Source organism: Pedobacter cryoconitis, from assembly GCF_003259615.1.
GTDB classification, from domain to species: domain Bacteria; phylum Bacteroidota; class Bacteroidia; order Sphingobacteriales; family Sphingobacteriaceae; genus Pedobacter; species Pedobacter cryoconitis.
The window spans coordinates 39,444-59,122 of sequence record NZ_QLLR01000001.1; the positions used below are offsets into that span (position 1 = coordinate 39,444).

At 40.0% G+C, this 19,679-nt stretch carries 11 protein-coding genes; 2 read left to right on the plus strand and 9 right to left on the minus strand.

Going from position 1 to position 19,679, the window contains the following annotated elements; genetic code table 11:
* The first annotated feature begins 56 nt into the window (after nucleotides 1–56).
* Nucleotides 57–521, plus strand: coding sequence for an Lrp/AsnC family transcriptional regulator (locus LY11_RS00195; RefSeq protein WP_111631726.1), 465 nt, complete (start codon nucleotides 57–59; stop codon nucleotides 519–521).
* Between the two features lie 410 nt (nucleotides 522–931).
* A complete protein-coding gene (locus LY11_RS00200) occupies nucleotides 932–1,480 on the plus strand; it encodes a helix-turn-helix domain-containing protein (RefSeq protein WP_170132589.1) in 549 nt (182 codons plus the stop codon).
* A gap of 20 nt (nucleotides 1,481–1,500) precedes the next feature.
* Here the strand turns inward: LY11_RS00200 and LY11_RS26555 are convergent, their stop codons facing one another.
* The 9 genes from LY11_RS26555 to LY11_RS00240 all read right to left on the minus strand — a co-directional run bounded on the left by LY11_RS26555 (nucleotide 1,501) and on the right by LY11_RS00240 (nucleotide 19,592).
* Nucleotides 1,501–1,644, minus strand: a complete 144-nt coding sequence (locus tag LY11_RS26555; protein ID WP_170132590.1) for a hypothetical protein — start codon at nucleotides 1,642–1,644, stop codon at nucleotides 1,501–1,503.
* 172 nt (nucleotides 1,645–1,816) lie between these two features.
* The gene (locus LY11_RS00205) at nucleotides 1,817–3,418 is read right to left on the minus strand and encodes a SusD/RagB family nutrient-binding outer membrane lipoprotein (protein ID WP_245952527.1); all 1,602 of its coding nucleotides are present in this window, start codon (nucleotides 3,416–3,418) and stop codon (nucleotides 1,817–1,819) included.
* Between the two features lie 25 nt (nucleotides 3,419–3,443).
* On the minus strand, nucleotides 3,444–6,602 hold the full coding sequence (locus LY11_RS00210; RefSeq protein ID WP_111631729.1) for a SusC/RagA family TonB-linked outer membrane protein: 3,159 nt from the start codon (nucleotides 6,600–6,602) through the stop codon (nucleotides 3,444–3,446).
* A gap of 83 nt (nucleotides 6,603–6,685) precedes the next feature.
* Entirely contained in the window at nucleotides 6,686–7,933 is a 1,248-nt protein-coding gene (locus LY11_RS00215; protein ID WP_111631730.1) for an ROK family protein, read from the minus strand.
* 311 nt (nucleotides 7,934–8,244) lie between these two features.
* Nucleotides 8,245–9,156 (minus strand): PorP/SprF family type IX secretion system membrane protein, encoded by a 912-nt coding sequence (locus LY11_RS00220; protein ID WP_111631731.1) that lies wholly within the window; start codon nucleotides 9,154–9,156, stop codon nucleotides 8,245–8,247.
* Between the two features lie 52 nt (nucleotides 9,157–9,208).
* Nucleotides 9,209–13,960 (minus strand): MBG domain-containing protein, encoded by a 4,752-nt coding sequence (locus LY11_RS00225; RefSeq protein ID WP_111631732.1) that lies wholly within the window; start codon nucleotides 13,958–13,960, stop codon nucleotides 9,209–9,211.
* Nucleotides 13,961–14,037: 77 nt separating this feature from the next.
* Nucleotides 14,038–14,760, minus strand: a complete 723-nt coding sequence (locus tag LY11_RS00230) for a hypothetical protein (RefSeq protein ID WP_146610772.1) — start codon at nucleotides 14,758–14,760, stop codon at nucleotides 14,038–14,040.
* A 73-nt stretch (nucleotides 14,761–14,833) separates the two neighbouring features.
* A complete protein-coding gene (locus LY11_RS00235) occupies nucleotides 14,834–16,240 on the minus strand; it encodes a hypothetical protein (RefSeq protein WP_111631734.1) in 1,407 nt (468 codons plus the stop codon).
* Nucleotides 16,241–16,400: 160 nt separating this feature from the next.
* Nucleotides 16,401–19,592 (minus strand): TonB-dependent receptor, encoded by a 3,192-nt coding sequence (locus LY11_RS00240; protein ID WP_111631735.1) that lies wholly within the window; start codon nucleotides 19,590–19,592, stop codon nucleotides 16,401–16,403.
* Nucleotides 19,593–19,679 lie beyond the last annotated feature (87 nt).

A 19,679-nucleotide genomic window follows, 5' to 3' on the forward strand; every position in this document is an offset into this window, starting at 1 on the left:
ATTTTTAAACCTTTTAAGAGGTTGTAAATTAATTAATACAGTATAAAAAAACTACCATGGAAGCGTTTGACCCGGTTGACAAGAAGATTTTAAAGGTTTTACAGGCAGATGCCCGGCTGAATACAAAACAGATTGCTGGTAAAATAGGTTTGACGGTCACTCCTACCTACGAAAGACTCAAAAAAATTGAGCAAAGTGGTGTAGTGAAAGAATATGTAGCCTTACTGGACAGAGAAAAGATTGGCAAGACCATTGTTGCTTTCATTAATGTTTCTTTGCAACTGCATTCCAAACCGCTGATCAATGTATTTGAGCGCGCTATCGTTAAGGTCCCTGAAGTGATGGAGTGTTTCCATGTAGCTGGCAATTTTGATTACCTGCTGAAAGTTGTAGTCAAAGACATGAATAGTTATCAGAATTTCCTTTCCAATAAACTCGCCACCATAGAAAACATTGCACATGTCCAAAGCTCGTTTGTAATGACAGAGATCAAACATCAAACTGCTTATGTACTGGACTAGTTTTACCATTTTAGAAGTCAGCAGACCTCATGAGTATTAACCTGTTTGATTTAGGTCTGCTGATTCCTTTTCGCCGCTGTTAATCGGGAGGTTCTTTAATAGACCGGTTAGAATGAACAATTAACTCCTGCATATTTATTGGTGTGTGTTTTAGATTTCAAGCCTTTTATTTACTTACAGTAATAAAAAACCGATTAATCTCCTATGCCTGTTTAAGATTTACGTCTATAGGTGTAATCACAATTCCGTTAAAGTTCTGGTTGTTAGCCTATTCGCAATAGAACTAATTTTTACATTTAGATATTTTTAATATTTAATAGCAATAATTTATAATTCATATAAACATTTATTTTACATAAAAATAACATTATAGATGATTTAAGACAATTAATAATTATCATCTTGCAATCGTGGCAGAAAATGATAAAAGTGCATTAAAAGAATACGGAAACCGGGTGAGGACTTTTCGGAAAGAGGCTAATATTTCGCAGGAAGCCTTAGCTACGTTTGCTCAATTGTATCAATCCTACATTGCTTCTATTGAAAAAGGGGATGTTAATATTGGGATTCTGGCGCAGCAGACGCTAAGTAATACTTTCGGGGTGAAGCATTATCAATTGTCAGATCCTGATTTTCCAATTCCTCCAAAAAGTGTTTTAAGAGAAAATATCAGACGTTATATTACGGCAAGAAATATAGATACAGCCTATTTAAAAGATAAGCTCCCTAACTATGTAAAACCTATGGACGAATTGCTGCAATCAGGATTCTTCAATGAGCCAAAGACCACCAAAGAGATTGCTGAGCAATATAAAAATGAATACGAACTGGAAATTTCCCCTTCCCGCGTGGTTGATATATTAAGCCGCGGAACCAGGAAAGATAAGATTGATATTATCAAATCTGCCTGCGGCACAAGAAACAAGTATAAGCTGACGAATCAGAAAAACCATCTTTGAGCCTGAAAGGGCCAAAGAAATTAACTTTTCCGGGTCAAATCTTTGCGCTTTAAAAGTTCCTTAATAGCTTCCAGGTCTTTAGAAAGAATATCTACTACTGTTTTAACTGCTTTAGGTTCTTCAACTAATTTAGTTACCGTTTTTTCTGGGGCTTTGTTTTCCATGATTAATGAATATATCGTTAAAATAATTAGAAATTATTAACTGATGAACAAATATAACATAATAATGTTTGGTTGTACTTGTTTTATCCTCAACGACTTATAAGCGTATAAAAAAAACGCCTTAAGCAAATGCTTAAGACGTTAACTGGAGAGTCATTATTAATTCAGAGGTTTAGAAATTCGCTTTATTTACATCCCACCATAATCTTGTTCCGCCATTATCCGGACCATTCAATAATTGAACGGCCTTCGCAATTTCCGGCCCATTGCTGGAATATTCATTTTGAGGGAAAGCTAATCTGCGGATCTGTATTTTGCTGTCGATCGTTCCATTACTGTTGTTAGTGACTACAGGAAATAGCTTTGGATAACCTGTACGGCGGTATTCTGTCCAGGCTTCCTGACCTTCAGGGAACATCGCAATCCATTTCTGCGTGATAATACGTTCCAGTTTCTGCTCATTCGCAGCTGCACCATCCCATTTTATAGTAATGGTTGAAACAGCTGGCGAGTTATTCGCTGCATTTCCAGGGTCAACATAAGCAGTTGGCAAACTTGTAGCATCATTGAGATAAGCATCATTAGACACCTTCCATTGTGCCAGAGAAGTCTGGATACCAGTGTTATAATTTGTTTGTGCATCACCTGCACCAGTCCATCCGCGTAAAGCTGCTTCTGCTTTCAGGAACCATACTTCAGCAGCGTTCATGATCATCATTGGTGAATTGCTCGTCACAATAGTTTTGCTATTTAATAAAGAGTAACCATTATAACCAGGTTTGGCAGTTACAATTGATCCGATACGGATACCTTTATACTGACCAGCAAAGCGCGCATCCACCGCTGGTGTAGCGTATACCGGTAAACGCGGGTCATTGTATCCGGTTAAATAGGTTTCTATCGGAGCTCCTAAAGCAATATCTGTCCAGCTGGTTGTAATAACTTCCAGCGGATTATGCGTTCCGCCGCCTGAAACACCAGCGTTGTCTGCATTTATAGTCAGAACACCACCATTAGCTGGATCTAAAGCCTTTTGAGCTTGTGCTTGTGCTGTTGCAGCATCAACTTTCACAATGTGCATGGCTAAGCGTAAACGTAATGAATTAGCCAATTTTAACCATTTGGTATAATCACCGCCATAAACCAGATCATATTGTTTGAATGGAGTTTGTGCAGGATTAGCTTTGATATAAGTATTCAGGTTGGTTACTGCTGTATCCAGTTCCAGAAAAAACTGATTGTAAACCGCTTGCTGAGAGTCATAAGGAGTTCCCATTAACGTTTTTCCCGCTGCATTGTAAGCAATAGGACCGAATTTATCAGTTACCCTGTTCATGATCTCTACTTTAAGGATTAAAGCAACAGCCCAGAAATCAGGAAGTGCAGTTCTTGTACCTGCCTTTCCTATCGAATTGATGGCAAACAGTGAATTGGTAAAAGAAGTCACAAAAACATTCTGATTCCATCCGTCTACCAGGCTGTAATTTAAGTTACTGATATTTCCTCTGAAAGGGTTTGGAGACATCATATAACCTGAGTAACAGTCTGCGTTTAAGTTCTGGTTCAGCTGGTAATCACCTTCACCTCCAAAAATAGAAGCCTGGATACCTGGATATACCAGTCCAATCTGAAACTTCCCGGTACCGATACCTGTATTATCGGTATTGTATTTTTCAAAGTCTTTTTTACAACCGGCAAATGTAAGTACTGTTAGTGCAAGAAAAGCAGACAGTGCGTACTTATAACCATTGCGTATTATATATTGAGTTTTCATTTTTTTAATTTTAATAGTGAACATTTTATAAAGTAACATTCAGGTTGAAACCGAAATTACGTGTAGCTGGCTGACTGAATACGTCTACCCCAGATAATCCATTACCTGTTGACATGGTAACTTCAGGATCGAAAGGTGCTTTTTTATAGAAGTATAAAAGATTTCTTCCGATCACCGAGAACCTTAAACTTTTAACTGCTCCTTTGGTAAATGGAATAGTATAACCAATAGAGGCTTCACGTAAACGTACTACTGTTGCACTGTACATATAGTTTTCTGTAATACCATCACGGCCACCTACAGAAGTATACCATACTTTAGGGTCCACACTGCTGATTGGTTTGCCCGTAACCGCATCTACTCCGTTGATATTTACACCACCTTGATTTCTTGCATCACCTGAGGCTTGTGAAACACCGTATTTATCAAATACAGCTTCAGTAAGTGATAATACCTGGCCTCCGAATTTACCGTCCACAAGGAAGCTTAATCTGAATCTTTTGTAATCAAAGCTGTTACTCCATCCCAATTGGAATTTAGGGTTCGCATTTCCGATATAGTTGTAACCGTCATTTACCAATGGTTTACCATCAGCACCGATTAAAATACGGTTCTGGTCATCACGTTTAAAGGTAACGCCATAAATATCACCAAATGAACCACCTGTCCTTAATTCTGACTGATAAGTATTGTTACGGTTTGGTGTTAATATGAATTGATTAATACCATCTTTTGAATCGACATCAATTACTTTATTTTTATTGGCTGATCCGTTGAAAGATGAATTCCAGGTCAGGTTTGTATTTTTAATGACATCATAACCTAAATTAAATTCGATACCTGAGTTCTGAATATTTCCGGCATTTACATAACCTTGGGAGAAGGTCGTGACAAAAGAAGGGATAACGCGGATAAACTGGTTCTTGGTATTAGATTTATAGTAAGTGAAACTCAGGTTAAGTCTGTCACCTAAGAAACGTAAGTCTGTTCCTAACTCAAAAGAAGTTGTTTTTTCTGGCTTCAATTCCGGAAAAGGAGCAACAGAATTTAATAAGACCCCACCGCCAGTACTAAAGTGTGTTAAGGGCTGGGTTACATAGTTAGGAACCGTGTTACCTACCTGCGCAAAAGTACCCCTTAATTTCGCATAAGAAATTACTTCAGGCAATTTAAACATCTGGTTCAGAATGAAAGACAAACCTGCCGATGGATAGAAATAAGAGTTATTTGGCGTAAATGCCAGGTTTGATGACCAGTCATTTCTTGCCGTAACGGTTAAGAACGCCCAGTTTTTGTAACCAATGTTTGCATTGGCAAATATCGATTGTATCTGGTTATGGTTATTTGGTAATGAGGTAATAGGAGGCCCGCCGGCAACTGTTGTGATATTTTCAGGAAGAAAAATATTTGGAATGGTTAAACCTGGTTTGGTATAGCCATTGCTTGCATCAGGACCAATTAAAGTACCAAAAGCGTTAGCATCTGTAATACTGGTCCCCAATACACCGTCCACTTTAAAATCAGATTTAGAGGGTACTGAGAAAGTAAGTAATAAATCTGCGTATTTCTGTTCTGTAGTCTGGTTGCTTAATAACAATTGTCCGTTCTCTTTTGCAAGTACGGCATTGGTTGTTGCATATAAATCCTGCTCGTAAATATCGGTGTAACGGTCAATATTTCCACGTGCCTGGATGCTTAACCAACTGGTAAAATCATATTTAGCACTTGCATTTAACAAGATACGGTTACGTTTGGCTTCATTCAGGTTACGGTTAAGTACCCACCATGGATTTTGTTGTACGTCTTCGTTGAAAGGCCAGTTTTGTTGTGGCACTGAAACACCTTCAACTGATCCTGGTAATTCAAATTGGTTTTTATAAGGAGAAATATCTCTCCCCCTTGGAAATAAGTACAATCCGGTTAAAGGATTTAGGTAAAAGCCCAAACCAGGACTGTTGTTGACTTTTTGAGAGATATAGTTCACGTTCGCATCAACGGTCAGTTTATTATCCAAAAAACGGGCTGTCTCGCGGAAGTTAAGGTTATGACGGCCTAATTTGTTGGTTGGTTCTACACCTCTGGCAGTAGTATTGGCATAAGAGAAATAGGATTGTGCAACGTCATTACCGCCAGAAAGACTGATGGAGTTTGTTAAATTTGTACCCGTTTGAAAGAATGGGCTTACATTATCTTGTGCTGATGATATTTTATCGCCCCAGCTATCTGCTCCGCCAGTAGTCTGACCATAACTATTCTGAAGTTTAGGTTTGTAGGCCACACGGTCCAGTGTAAGTGAAGAAGAGTAACTGATTTGAGTTTTTCCTGCTTTTCCTTTTTTAGTGGTAATTAAGATAACACCGTTTTGTGCCTGGCTGCCATATAAGGCAGAGGCTGATGCACCTTTTAAAATAGTCAGTGTCTCGATGTCTTCAGGGTTAAGGTTGGAAATACCATCACCACCGTCCTGACTTGCACTTACTGAGGTAGTTCCGCCACCGCCTTGCCCTACGTTACTTCCAAAAGTATTGTTAGGTTGTCCGTTAGCGTTTGACCCGTTAGAAATCGGAACTCCGTCAATTACATATAATGGCTGATTATTTCCACCAGCTGATTTGTTACCTCTTAAGATAACTTTAGCAGAACCACCTACTCCAGAAGCACTAGGTGAAATTGTTACACCTGATACTTTACCATTCAGAGAGTTCATTAAGTTATCACTTTTCACCCTGGTCAGTTCCGATCCGGATACCTGCTGGGTAGCATAAGTGATTGTTTTTTCTGATTTTTTAATACCCAGGGCGGTTACCACAACCTCGCCCAGTTGTTTTGAATCTTCCAATAATGTGATCTGCAAAGTTCCTGAGCCTGCTGTAGCTTCCTGACGTGCAAAACCGATATAAGAGAAAATTAATACATCGCCAGGATTGGCCTGTATAGCAAAATTACCATTTGAGTCTGTTTGAGTACTCAGTTTTGTGCCTTTAACTTGTACGCTGACCCCAACTAATGGTAGCCCGCCTGCATCTTTTACTGTTCCTTTAATGGTCGCTGCTACTTTTAACGCATTTAAAGAACTGGCCTTGTGTGCCGGCCAGTTAACCAATACCGGGTGGCCAGCGTTATTGAGATTTGCTCCCATTGCCAGGCCCGGCATCAATAAAGTGAAGAGTAGTAATTTTTTCATGTTTTGGTTTTTTTAAAAGTTTAGATTTAATCGTTTTGGTTTGGAGCCTGTTAAAATCCAGGTAGCTAATTTCCAACAGGCTCTTAATACTTAGTTTCAGGTAGTTTCTCCATAGTCAGTCGTTTAGTGTTTATCGCTAATTGTTCATTGTCAAAATTCTCCATGACTAATGCTGCTGCACCGATAATTTCACCGTCAAAGCCGAGCTTGGAGATCAATAATTCTGTATTGGCAGCCAGCCTTGGAATGCAGTACTTATTTAAAGCCTGCTGCATGGGAGCCATCATGATTTTACTGGCCTTCGCTCCTCTTCCGCTTAATACAATGGTTTGCGGATTCATAATATGAATCAGGATAGAGAGTGCTTTACCAATTTTATAACCAGCATCAGAAAGCAATTCAATAACGAACTGATCTCCATTATTCGCGGCTTCAAAAATCGCATCACTCATTACTTTTAACGAGCCATCAACGAAGGAATTTAAAGTGGATAAACGCCCTTGTTTGATGCCTTCAATAGCTTTTTTCACGACTACCAACATAGATGCTTCTGCTTCCAGGCAACCTTGTTTACCGCAAATACATAATTCTCCGTCTTCAAATAAAGGGATGTGGCTGAATTCGCCTGCAAAACCACTGTAACCTCGAAAAATATCTCCTTTCACAATCATCCCAAGGCCAATACCCCAGCCCAGGTTAATTACCATAACTTCTTTAAGAGATTTAGCGACTCCGAATCTTTGTTCAGCCAGTGCAATCACACTGGAATCATTATCTATATAGGTAGTTAAACCGGTGGCATTGGTGATATATGCAGTTAGCTTTTCGCCTTCTGCATCCAGATAAGAGTAGTTTTTACCGTCTTTTACACTCACAAAACCAGGCATGCCTACACCTATCCCCAGGATACTTTCTTTGTTGATTCCTGATTTCAGGATATGATCTTCGATGTAAGTGATTAACTGGGAAAGTGCGGTTGAATTGTTATTTAAAATCAGCTCTACCGTTTCGATTTCGGCTATCGGCTTGTTATTCAGATCTACAATAGCGATCCGGGTAGAAAGCTGGTCCATGGCAATAGCCATAATATACATTGCATCTGGCTTTATGGCATACATTAATGGTCGTCGTCCCCCACTCGATGGAGCGTAGCCGACCTCGATAATAAAGCCCTCATTAATTAACTCATTTATTGTTTTAGTTATAATTGGGATGCTTCTATTAAATAAAGTGCTCATTTCAGCACAAGAAAGTGACTTCTCTAAATACAATTGCTTTAAAATCTCACTTTTTAGCTCAGTGCTTTTTACTAGCTTTTCCGTTACTTCCATTATATATTTGATTACTTTAATAAACTTACTAAAATGTTTTAATAAGTTTTGCAAGTAATTAAAATAAATTTAAAATAACTTCATCTTTATTATTTAAAATAGATAAGATACAGTTTAAAGCAACAAATAGATAGTATGTTTTTAATATCAAAAAAACGTTTTAGCAAAATTAATAGAGAATTAATTTAAGGTCAGGTGGGCTGAATAAAAAAATTGACGGGTGGAGAAGAAAAATAGCAGGATTGGAAAAGAAATCTTGTGCAACCTGCTTTTGACAGGCTGCACATTAGATTTCACAAAACACACGTGACTTATAATAATTTTGGCTGCAATGGTCCTTTACCAAAGCGGATTCCTACAGAAATTTCATGAGAACCTTTGCTGATCTTCCCGAGGTTAGCATTACCAAAGCCAGTTTGATAACTGTACCCCAGTTTTACATTGGTATTTAAGATGACAGATATAATACCAGCTACTTCACTCGTGGTCTTATAGTTAACTCCAAAGCCGAACTTATCTTTCAAATAAACTGTAGCGGAGAAATCAGCTTCTGTATTATAGGTCCTGCTGTAAGAAACCATCGTAGCGGGTTTAAATTTCACATCTTCATTCAAATTGAACAAGTATGCTCCACTAAAATAATAGGTGTTGCTATAGTTTCTTTTTTCATCAGCAGATGCGTTTCCCAGGCTCCGGAAGCTTAATCTTGGCAGAGAAGCTCCTATATAATACTTTTCAGGGCTATATAACATGACACCTAAACCTACTGTTCCCACAGTTTCCCTGATGTCGTTGCGAAAACTCACATCGTTAGGGTCAACTTCGCTATAACTTGCAATATAATTTCTGAATCCTGCATTAAAAGAGGCAGCAAAGAAGTTCTGGTCTGAAAGCTGCACTGCTTTGGCAAAAAAGGCAGATACTTCGGCCAGTTTCTCAATATTAAATTTATCATAGGTCAGAGACAGCCCTGCTGCACCATTGATCTTCTCAATTGGTAAGCTTCCATTGAGCTGGAAAGTATAGGGGGCCCCTTCTATCCCTGCCCATTGCCTTCTGCTGTTCAGGTTCACTGAACCCGCTTTATCTAATAGTGAATAGGCAGAGTTGAATGGAACCTGATTATCATGGTATTGGGTAAAAGAAGTGGATTGCTGGGCCTGGCTTACGCTGAGGATCATGACGAGTGCACTGGTTAACAGTGCCTGTTTAAAGAGTTTCATATTTCTGTTTTATATTTTGGTAAGGCCGGAACGTGGTCCGGCCTGTTTAGAGTTAGTATTTAAGGATAAAATAGCCTGTTTTACGCTTCACACGACTATCAGTCTGGTATTCAATCAAACAGAAATAAGTGCCCTGAGGTAAATTTTCGCCGGATTTTGATTTTCCCAGAAAAACATGCTGGTCATTGTCATAACCTTCTATGTCAAATACTTTAAGTCCGTTCCTGTTAATAATCGTCACTTTATTGAGCGGAAAGTCTTTGATTCCATCGATTGACAGGAATTCATTGACTCCATCCCCGTTAATGGATAGTGCGGGGTGAACTCTGATCGCTTCGCCTGCTGCATCTGTAATTTGCAGTTCCTGTACAATCATCTGAGCAGCTTCGTAGCGGCTGTCTCCTGCTTGAATAGCGGTGATTTGCGTTTTACCAATTCTTAATCCTTTAAGCTCAGTCCCGGTCAATATTGCATAATCAGGACTGGTTATTTTAAAAGTTACAGGCAGGCCTGCGCTTGATACTGCTTTTAAAGTATAGGTACTGTTAATTTGCAAGGAAGGGATTCTTTCGAAAGTAATGGTCTGTGGTAATTTACCCACGACTAATAAACGACTTGCTGACGGGGTAGCTGCATAGTTCGGATTAACCGGAGCAGTTGCCGTAATCATCACATTTCCTGCACCAACCAGGTGAACTTTGTTGTCAGCAATAGTTGCAATTGACAGATCACCGCTACTGAAAATTGGTGTTTCCCCGCTGCTCAGCATTACATCGGGCGTAAAGTCAGCATCACCTACGGCTTTTGTAAGGATCGCATCCATGGTAATAGTTCTGGTAGTGGAAGTAATACTTAACGTTCCGTTCACATAACTGAAGGAATAGTTAGCTGCTGAACCTCCTGAAAGGACAATCGGATAAGTACCCGCGGCAGAACTTTTTATAGCTTCAGTTGTGGCCAGTGGCGGGTTCTGAATTACTGATTCGCCTTCAGCATTTACAAAACCGCTGTATTTAAAAGTGAAAACCGGATTATCAATTCCAAAGATCCTGGTCTTATTATCGGCAGTTACCTGGAGGATGGCTTTATCAATTGATAAAATAGCTGATTCATAACTTATGTTATAATTTAAAGCAGAAGCCCCAGTACCAGAAATGATATAAGTTCCGGCAGGGGATAGTGGTTTGGCAACTGTAGTCAGTAAAGCTGGTGCAGAGATAGCTGAAGCTACAGTTTCTCCATTTACAAATCCATCATAGGTAGCTGTTAAAACCGGATTGGCCTGTCCATATAGTCTTGTTTTATTGTCTACTCTAACAATCAGGGCTCTTTTTGCAACAAAGAGTGGCTTACTGACTGCAGTAGCCACAAAATCGGCCGATGCGGCAAAAGATGCTGTAATATTTGCCGTTCCTGTACCTGTAATCTTTACTTTTCCGTTTTCAATTACAGCAACATTCAGGTTATCAGAAGAATAAACTGGCTGTACACCCGAATTTGATAGGGCTGCAGGATCAAGGTTCGCGTCTCCGTAACTTACTGCTGGTAAATCAGCATAAGTAATTATTGGCAAGCCTCTGATAAACAGCTGCCCGGCAGTATAAGTGATCGTATAGTTTGCAGCGGCAGCATTACTGACAGTAATCGGATAAACTCCTTTTCCTGAGGCTGCTGTAGCTGTAGTTACCGCTAATGGAGCCGCAGTTAAATTCGCCGCTTTATCTCCGTTAACAAAACCGGTATACGTAAAAGTAAACACTGGGTCTGTTTGCCCGGCCCCCCTTTCGGCATCATCAGCCTTAATATTTAACGGAGCTGGTTTGATAGTTAATAAACCAGGCTGATAACTCACTGTATAATTTGTAGTCACCGTCAAGCCTGCAGGTATCAATGCGTAAGTTGCTACAGCTGAAGAGGCTGTTGCTGTTGTAGCCACAACTGTTTTCAAATTTAAGTCACTGATATTATCCTGAGCGGCTAAACCGGTATATGCTAAAGTAAATACAGGATTTTCCTGTCCATATAATCTGGACTTATCTTCAGCCTTTACGATCAGGGCCGCTCTTGTAACTGTCAGTACACCTTGCTGATAGCTGAATTTATAATTAGCTGCCGCAGCTGCGCTTGCATTAATTGCATAGGTACCGGCAGCAGAACCTGGCGTTGCCGATGTCGAGAGCTGTGGTTTTGCCGTTAAAACGCTTTCATTTTCTCCATAAGCCAGGCCGGTATAATTAACAGATAATACAGGATTCTCCTGTGCGTATACCCTGGTCTGAGGATTGGCAGTGATGACTACGGCCTTCTGATCTACGTTAAGTGTCGTTGTTCCAGAAGCTCCAGAGGTAAATGTTGCGGTCACCGTTGTTGAACCTGTACCTTTTATTTCCAGTAAGCCTGCTGTATTTACGATAGCGATGGCCGGGTTGCCGGTAGTATAGGCTGGCTTGCCGCTGGTACTGATTGCACCGGGATCAAAAGGTGCATCCCCATAAATTTTATGGAGTGGTGAAAAAGAGACGTTCCCTTCTGTTAGTTTTCCATTTACAAAAGTGATGGCATAATTAGTGGAAGTTAAGCCTGCAGGAATAATCAGGAATCCAGCCCCGTCTGCCTGTTTGGTAAAGGTAAGGGTGCCTGTAAGTTTACTGGCCTCATCGGCATTTACAAATCCTTCGTAACGTACTGTAAATACAGGATCATTTTCTCCGGTTAGTTTAGATTTATCATCGGCAATTACCTTTAAGGGTACTGTTGCGATATTGAGCTGCTGACTGGCTATCCCCGGCCCATAAATTGCATCTTCTGCTTGTAAAGCGGTAATACTGACCTGACCTGCACCAAGGACTTTGACGGTCCACTCTCCTACTATATCTTTTTCAACTACCGCAATGTCCGGGTTCGAACTGGTAAAAGTAATTGGGTTTGCAGTATTGCTGGCTGCCTGAAAAATCAAAGGCTGATCTCCATATGTGGCAGTAGCAGGAAGATTACTCAGGGTAATCAACTGATCTTTTTTAGACTCGATAGTTAATTTCCCTTTAACCGGGTTAAAAGTATATTTATCGGAAGTCAAGCCGGAAACATCCACCAGAATATCATATACGCCTGCTGCGGATGTGGCATCTGCCTGAATACTCAGGATTGGAGTTCCTGTTATAGCGGTTGCATCATCTGCACCTGCAAAAGGGCCATAGGTGAAAGTAGCTGCAGGGTTTGCACTTCCATGGGTTTTAAGCTTATCTTCTGCGGTTACATTCAGGTTTGCTTTTGCAATGGTTAATGAGCTGCTCACCTCGGCAGCCGGAGAATAAGTTGCATTTCCTGCCTGGTTAGCCTTAATCAGGACAGTACCCGATTTTTTGATAATTACCTGGTTGACGGCAGTAATTTCCGCAATCGCAGGGTTATCCGAAGTATAGGTTATGGCATTTCCGCTTGCACCACCTGTAGCTGATAAGGTAATATTTGCATCGCCATAAACTGCCGCCAGTGTAGCTGGTAAGCCTGTAATAACCTGTGGGGTTGCAGTTACAACAATTGTTTTGGTCGCTGATGCGGGATCAAAAGTTGTATTTCCAGGTTCAGTAACAGTAATTACGGCTGTTCCTCCACCTATTACTTTCACGGTACTCCCGGTAAGCTGAAGAATTCCTGCCGGAGCTACTGTATATTGGAAAGCGGTTAAGCCAGCAGTACTGCTTGCTGCTAAGATAAAATCTGGATCTCCTACTTTAAAGGTAGTTGGAAAAGTATTGGTAAAGGCCACAGTTTGTGGTGATTTTGGTAGCGCCAGGGTAACTTTGGTTCCGTCAAGTACGATAGCTTTGGTTCCATCTGGCCCTGATCCTAAACTTAGCGAAAGGGTAGAAACTAAGCCCCCCGGGTTTGCTCCATCAGCCCATGAACCATCGGCAGAAGTATTATACCCTGCCAGCGCACCATCATTCAAACTGCGCTGTTCAATACGGCGTACACCTTTTTGATCATCGCTTAAAATCATTGTTCCCCAGGCATTGGAAACTCCATTGACATCGTTAAAATAAAATGGAGAAAGTCCGGAAAATTCATTGGCCTTGACAGCAGCTACGCCATCGTCTTCTATAAAAGTCCCTGCAAGCGGACGACCTGTTCCTTCCACATTGTCATAAAGGAATACAAAGTTTTTAGCAATCCCTGCAGTTGCAGCATTACTTCGGATAGCAGTTCCAGCGCCAGGCATCCCCTGATCATCCACATCCATACTCAAAATGGTCAAAGGATCAGCTGCAGGAGAATGTAATTTATAGGCAATAGCTGCAGGATCAGCGGCATCAGGATTATTCAGTGCTATTCTTAAGAATAAGTTCTGTCCCGGGTTCATTCCCTCGGTTTTAACAGTTTCCTGAATAAACCAGCCTGTATAACTTCCAGCGCCGTCTGTAGTTAAAACTCCATAGTCCGAAACCAGCGTTCCTTTTAAAGGTGACCCGTTTTTAATTTTTGAACTTTCCAACGGAGGCCTGTAAAAGTTTCCATCAGTATGGCCTGCTGTGCCCGGAGCAACATTTGCAGAGGGAAGAAGGTACAGGTAAAATCCAGCACCATCAGAAACAGTAGTTGTAGTAACCAGGTTATTTTCATACCTGTAGGTTTTGTTTGGCTTTAAGCCCGTTATTTTAGCTCTGTATACGTATGGAATACCATTTCGCGCATACATCCCTCCTTCAATATATTTTGGGAACAGGAGCATTTCAAGCTTGGGCTCCTGCCCAAATACCTGAATGGAGAGTAAAGTGAGTAAAAACAGTAAAAGTTTTTTCATTGAAATATAATTATATCGGTTATGACAATAGCAACATCATCTATATTAATTTTAAGACAAGTCAGTTTCAGGGGGCATTATTTGCTCATTAATAGCGTAGCCCGGATGTTGGTCTGACCAGTTCCTTTATCGTCCAGATAAATCAGATACACAGCAGCAGTTTCTACCGGAAGACTCAGCGGCGTACTAAACAGCACAGCCTGGTCATTGGAGTCTTTGATCAGCAGCGTAAATTCTTTTATTGGTTTCAAGAACTGATCTTTTCCTACCAAAAGAGTTTTAAATCCTGAAAATGAAGCGGACAACCGGAGGAAGTCGCCAACTTTTATTTCTTCTGATCCAGGACCTTTATATGTAGTGGTGGTGATATAAACATTTACCTTATCTGGTAATACTTTAGAAAAGTTAGCCAGACTGATTTTCACTGAACCGGCCGCTGGCAAAGTTTCTTGATTAAAACCATGAAGAGAATCATCAAAAACCCGCAGCTTAATTTTATCATTTGGCCTGAGCATAAAATATTTATGGTTTTTAAAGGCCTCTAATTTTAATAAAGTATCTAATAATAAAGTAGTATCATCGTAGAACCTGAACCTGTTCTCTCCCGAAACCAGGCTGACACTGGTAATAGGTACAGTTAATTTATTGCCTGCCCCTTCTACAACAGTTACTTTTTGTGAAGTGAAATCACTGATAGAGAAGCTTCCAAATGCAGGGTCTTTCACTAATTTTCCTTTTGAGCAGGAGGAAATTCCAGACATAAACAACATGGATAAAATAAAGTAAAAGGTTATTCTCATAGCGTCTGAATAATGAAAAAGCAGTCCCTTTATAAAGGGATACTGCTTTTTCTTAGAAATAAAATCTTAAAAATTAATCTTGAGAAGTCTGTGGAGTGAATTTAGCCCATCCAGAAGTCCATTGACTTAAGTTTGAAGCAAGAACAGCACCTTTAGTCACTGTTGTATTTCTTGGCAACAAGTTATTGAAGCTATAAGTACTTGCAAGATCAGTTGTATAAAAAGGACTTAAGTTTCTTGTTCCTCTGATACCTAATCCGATAAATGCGTCAGCATCAGCAGAAACTAAGATAGAGTTTGTACTTCCTGTTAATGAAACAGCAGTTGCAGGGCTGAATACTGTTGTATAAGAATGAACAATATTATTGTTGAAACCACCAGGTGTTGCACTGGTTTCAGTTCCGCTTTGGAATTCAGCACCAGTGTTATAACCAGCGATGATTGAATTCGTGATCGAAAGATCAGAATTTCTTCTCCAGCGGTTACCAGCACGTAATCCTGTATTAGCACTTGAATAACCTAGTAAAGTGAAGTTTGAATAAGTTGGTTTTGTTCTTGGTGTAGCTGTTGAACCTGTACCATCATTATCTGATTCAATTCCGTTAGAGTCAGAAACACCACCACTTGTACTATGCGTAGATTGTGGATCTTTTAAACTGATTGCATAGCTGATCGTTCCAGAATAACCGAAATCTGTATCAAAATCATCATCATCATTACCAAGCGCTAATAAATAGCTTGGGCTAACTGTACCACCAAAGAATTCAAATGCGTCATCAGCTCCGAAAGAAACCTGTACGTGGTCAATAGTTGTACCTGATCCAACACCACCCATAGTTAAGCCATTGATTTCATTGTTTGGTGCAAGAATATAACCTGCATATTCAATACGTACATACTGAAATTTACCTGAATTATCAGCAGGAACATTACCACCGTAAGTAAGGTCAACACCTAAGGAAACTCCATTGGCATCATAACCTGGCAAACCTTCAATAACCTGAGTAGATGGTTTGTTTGTAGTTGAATTTCCTAATAAAACAATCCCGCCAAAATCACCTGCAACACGGGTATTAGCTGCTTTTGGAGAAGTAAAGATGATTGGTTGTGATGGAGTACCTACTGCATCAATTGAAGAACCTCTTGTTACTACCAATACTCCTGCAATTGCATTAACTACTGATGTAGAAGGGTCAACTTTGTAATTTACTTTTTCTCCGGTAGTAAGGATTGTACCTGGTTTAATAGTTAGTTTTGCTCCGCCAGTCACATAAACTACACCATTTAACTTGTAAACTTTTCCAGGGCTCAATGTTCTGCTTGCAGAAATGTTACCCGTAATTACGGAGTCAGCTCCGGTAAAAGGCCCGCCAGCGCCATTTGAACGATCAAAATTTCCTTCTGCTCCTTTTTTACAGCCTGCGACTGCGAATGCGGCAATTGCTACAATTGCAAGCGCTTGTTTTGTGAATTTTTTCATTGTTTTCTTTAAAATGGTTTATGGTTTTTATTATAAAATAAAGTTAATCTTTCTGTGTTTTAATAAGTACTGTTTTATGTTAAGTTTTTATTAATAAATAACTGATTAAAAGGCATTTAAATAAAATTATATAAACAAATAATACATATTAATTATCCGATTAAAACTTATAAGTAAATGCCATACTTACATTGGTTCCCGACCTCACCTGGTAAGTGATTTTATCGCCGTCACTTTCTTTATACTGATCAGTCTGTCCCGGCTTTAATACAAAAGGGGTATCACCACCACCACCATCGTATCCGTTGATATTTTTATAAAAACTGGTTTGCGCATTTAAAAGGTTTGAAATATTTAACTTCAGTTCTCCTTTCTGCTTAAAGACACGGGTGAACACCTGGAAATCAACCAGGTTACGTCCCATTTCATATTCAATTTCCAGAGGGCTAAAATGTATCGTGTTTGTCCTGTAGCCCGATCTGTTATAAACTACGTTGGCACCATAATTAAGCTGTGTATACGATAAACCAACATTGACAATCCATGGAGACTGACCATAAAGTGCCCTTTTAGATTTAACCTCTTTAACAACCTCATTATTCACCCCTTCATAACTAAGCGCAACGACATCAGATTTAATCAGGGTACCATTTCCAAAAACAGAAAGGTTACGCAGCCATTGCCGGTCTGCGATAAAGCCCATTGATTTTCTAACTTCCATTTCAAGCCCATAGTTCACTGCAGATTTCTGGTTTTGAAAGGCATATTGATCTACCGCCATATCCTGAATAAAAACCAGCTCAATTGGCTTATCAAATTTCTTGTAGAATCCAGACAAGGAAACAATTTCTCCCGCAGAAGGATACCATTCAAGTCTTAAATCTGTATTGTTAATTTTAGTGCTTTTCACATTAGAACCTCTGATCCTGGCATCCAGAATCGGGTCATATAAGTTAAAGACAGAAGTTTCCCTGAAATCAGGTCTGACTACTGTTGTGGCATAAGAACCTCTTACATTTATATTGTCTGAGATACTATAGGTTACATTGACCGAGGGAAGAAATTTCTTATTGTCATCTGTATTGGTTTCCCCGTCCTTAGTTTTTAATTGTGTATTGGAAAGTTTGTAAGCATCAAACCTTACCCCGTATACCAATCTCAGTTTCTTAAAAAATCGCTGATCCAGCATTGCATACGCACTTTGAGAGTTTGCTTTACCTGTAAATTGTCCGCCCATATCGTCAGGAACACTATAAAATGCCTGATCAGCACCACTGCCCACTTTATCTGGAGCAAGGCTATATTCATAAGGCGCAACAAACAGAATAGGATTTATGGCATTGTAGATCTCTATGGTATAATTCGAAAGATCTCTTTTTTTGTAAAACCCGCTGTAACCAATTTTAGCCAGTGTATTATCCCCCAGCAGTTCAAAAGATTTACTCAGGTTTATTCCCCAATTGTAATCCTTTTCCCTGGTGTCAGTATATAAACGGTAATCAGGGTTGCCGTCATTCTGTTTGGCGTTTGCAACCAGATAACGTTGAAAATAAGGTATACCATTTACAGAGCCGGAGCCAAATGCAGTGAACTTTCGCCTGTCATTTATAGTTTGGCTCACATGGGTATAAGATCCGTTCCAGGTCAATTTAACACCAGATTCCCCTAAAGTATGCTCTCCTTCGAGTTTATGCTGCAAAACCGTCGTATTCTTTGGGTCCTGAATATTGAATTGCCTTCTGTATTCAGGCCCTGTCTTTTGTTCATCTGTGGGGTCCCTGCTTTCAGAGGTAATAAAATCATTGTTATATACATGAGAATACATGTTTCTGAATCCAATTTTAAAACCTTTGCCCTGAACACCAAGATTTAACAATGCGCTTATTGTAGAATTATATTTATAGATCCTGCCATTCTGACGAATGTCTGCACTATCAATTGAAGAAGGTGTAAACCCTCCTCTTGTACTGATAAAATCATTAATTTCCTGGCTGTTCCGCAGAGTTGCCCCGCCTACAAATCCAAAACTCAATCCATTTTTCAATGGATAAACACGCCCAAAAGAGAAACGATAATTTTGATTCGGTTCAAAACCATAACGGTATAACCTGAAACCTCCGGGATCAAAAGCTCTGCTTTGTGTGATCAGATAATCGGGAACTGCTCCGTTACGGCTCCAGCTTTGCAAACCAAGAGGCAGTTTATGGCTTTTATCCATAAAACCAAACACCTCTGCGCCTGCTCTTTTTCCAGCCTGCATAAAGTCTTTACCAATAGTATTGCTATTATATCCTGTTCCAACCTGGAACTGCATGAAGTTTTGTATGGGAATATCCAGGGTATTGACGATCACCTGCCCGCCAGCAAATTCAGAGGACAGGTCTGGTGTTGCTGTTTTATTGACAACAATACTGCTGACCATTTCTGCAGGGATAGCATCAAACGAGAAATTACGCCGGTTCATATCTGTACTTGGCTGAGTCACCCCGTCTATCTGAGCCTGGTTATACCTGTCACTCAATCCACGCACCACGACATACCGGTTATCAACGACGTTCAAACCACTCACACGCTTTAAAATCGCACCTACGTTATTATCTGGCGTACGTGCAATTTGTGCAGCAGAAATCCCGTCGGTGATCCCTGCTGCAGTTTTCTGTCTTGCGTATAGTCCTGCTGTGGAAGCCTTTTGATAACCTGAAGTGACCACCACTTCCTTTAGTGCATTTGCAGCAGGTTTCATAGAAATATCCAGCTTGGTTATCGCTCCTGCTTTAATTTGTACCCCGGTTATTTTTTGTGTCTGGTAAGAAATGTAACTGATTTCCAGGGTATAGGTTCCCGGAGGAAGCGACATCACATAAGTTCCATCGACAGCACTCTGCATGCCTGATCCCAGTTCAATGACCCTGATACTTGCGCTTGGAAAAGTTTCTCCTTTTTCATCGCTGACTGTGCCGGTTATTTTTCCCGGCTCTGGCTTTTTTACGGGAGGTTTTACGGTTAAACGCACTGAAATATTTGAGTTCAACATAGAAAAGTTAAGGTTTGTCTTCTTTTCCAGGTCTTCCAGTACCAGTTTTAAGGGTAAATGATTGTAGTTGATATTTTGAAGTTTAACCTCGCTCATCTGGGCGGGGTCGTACACGAAAGTAAAAGAGGATTGTTTATCTAAATCCTTTAATAAGGTCTGAGCGGTACAGTTTTTATACATCAGGGTAATAGTTCCGCTCTGCCCCCGGGCTTTGGAAATACTATAAAATGATAAGAAAATAATCAGAAAACTGATGAGTAATAAGGGTTGAAGTGGATATACTGTATATTTTTTTTTGGACAGTAAATATATAATCATACTTTTGGAATGGTTTATTGCGCCTGTGAATCGTAATTTATCATTGTTTTTTTCCGGTCTGACCGGTAATTAAGAGCAGTACTGCCG

Excerpts from the sequence above, each read along its gene's own strand:
- LY11_RS00195 (WP_111631726.1), top strand. The coding sequence starts at position 57 with ATGGAAGCGTTTGACCCGGTTGACAAGAAGATTTTAAAGGTTTTACAG.
- LY11_RS26555 (WP_170132590.1), bottom strand. The coding sequence starts at position 1,644 with ATGGAAAACAAAGCCCCAGAAAAAACGGTAACTAAATTAGTTGAAGAA.
- LY11_RS00205 (WP_245952527.1), bottom strand. The coding sequence starts at position 3,418 with ATGAAAACTCAATATATAATACGCAATGGTTATAAGTACGCACTGTCT.
- LY11_RS00210 (WP_111631729.1), bottom strand. The coding sequence starts at position 6,602 with ATGAAAAAATTACTACTCTTCACTTTATTGATGCCGGGCCTGGCAATG.
- LY11_RS00215 (WP_111631730.1), bottom strand. The coding sequence starts at position 7,933 with ATGGAAGTAACGGAAAAGCTAGTAAAAAGCACTGAGCTAAAAAGTGAG.
- LY11_RS00220 (WP_111631731.1), bottom strand. The coding sequence starts at position 9,156 with ATGAAACTCTTTAAACAGGCACTGTTAACCAGTGCACTCGTCATGATC.
- LY11_RS00225 (WP_111631732.1), bottom strand. The coding sequence starts at position 13,960 with ATGAAAAAACTTTTACTGTTTTTACTCACTTTACTCTCCATTCAGGTA.
- LY11_RS00230 (WP_146610772.1), bottom strand. The coding sequence starts at position 14,760 with ATGAGAATAACCTTTTACTTTATTTTATCCATGTTGTTTATGTCTGGA.
- LY11_RS00235 (WP_111631734.1), bottom strand. The coding sequence starts at position 16,240 with ATGAAAAAATTCACAAAACAAGCGCTTGCAATTGTAGCAATTGCCGCA.
- LY11_RS00240 (WP_111631735.1), bottom strand. The coding sequence starts at position 19,592 with ATGATTATATATTTACTGTCCAAAAAAAAATATACAGTATATCCACTT.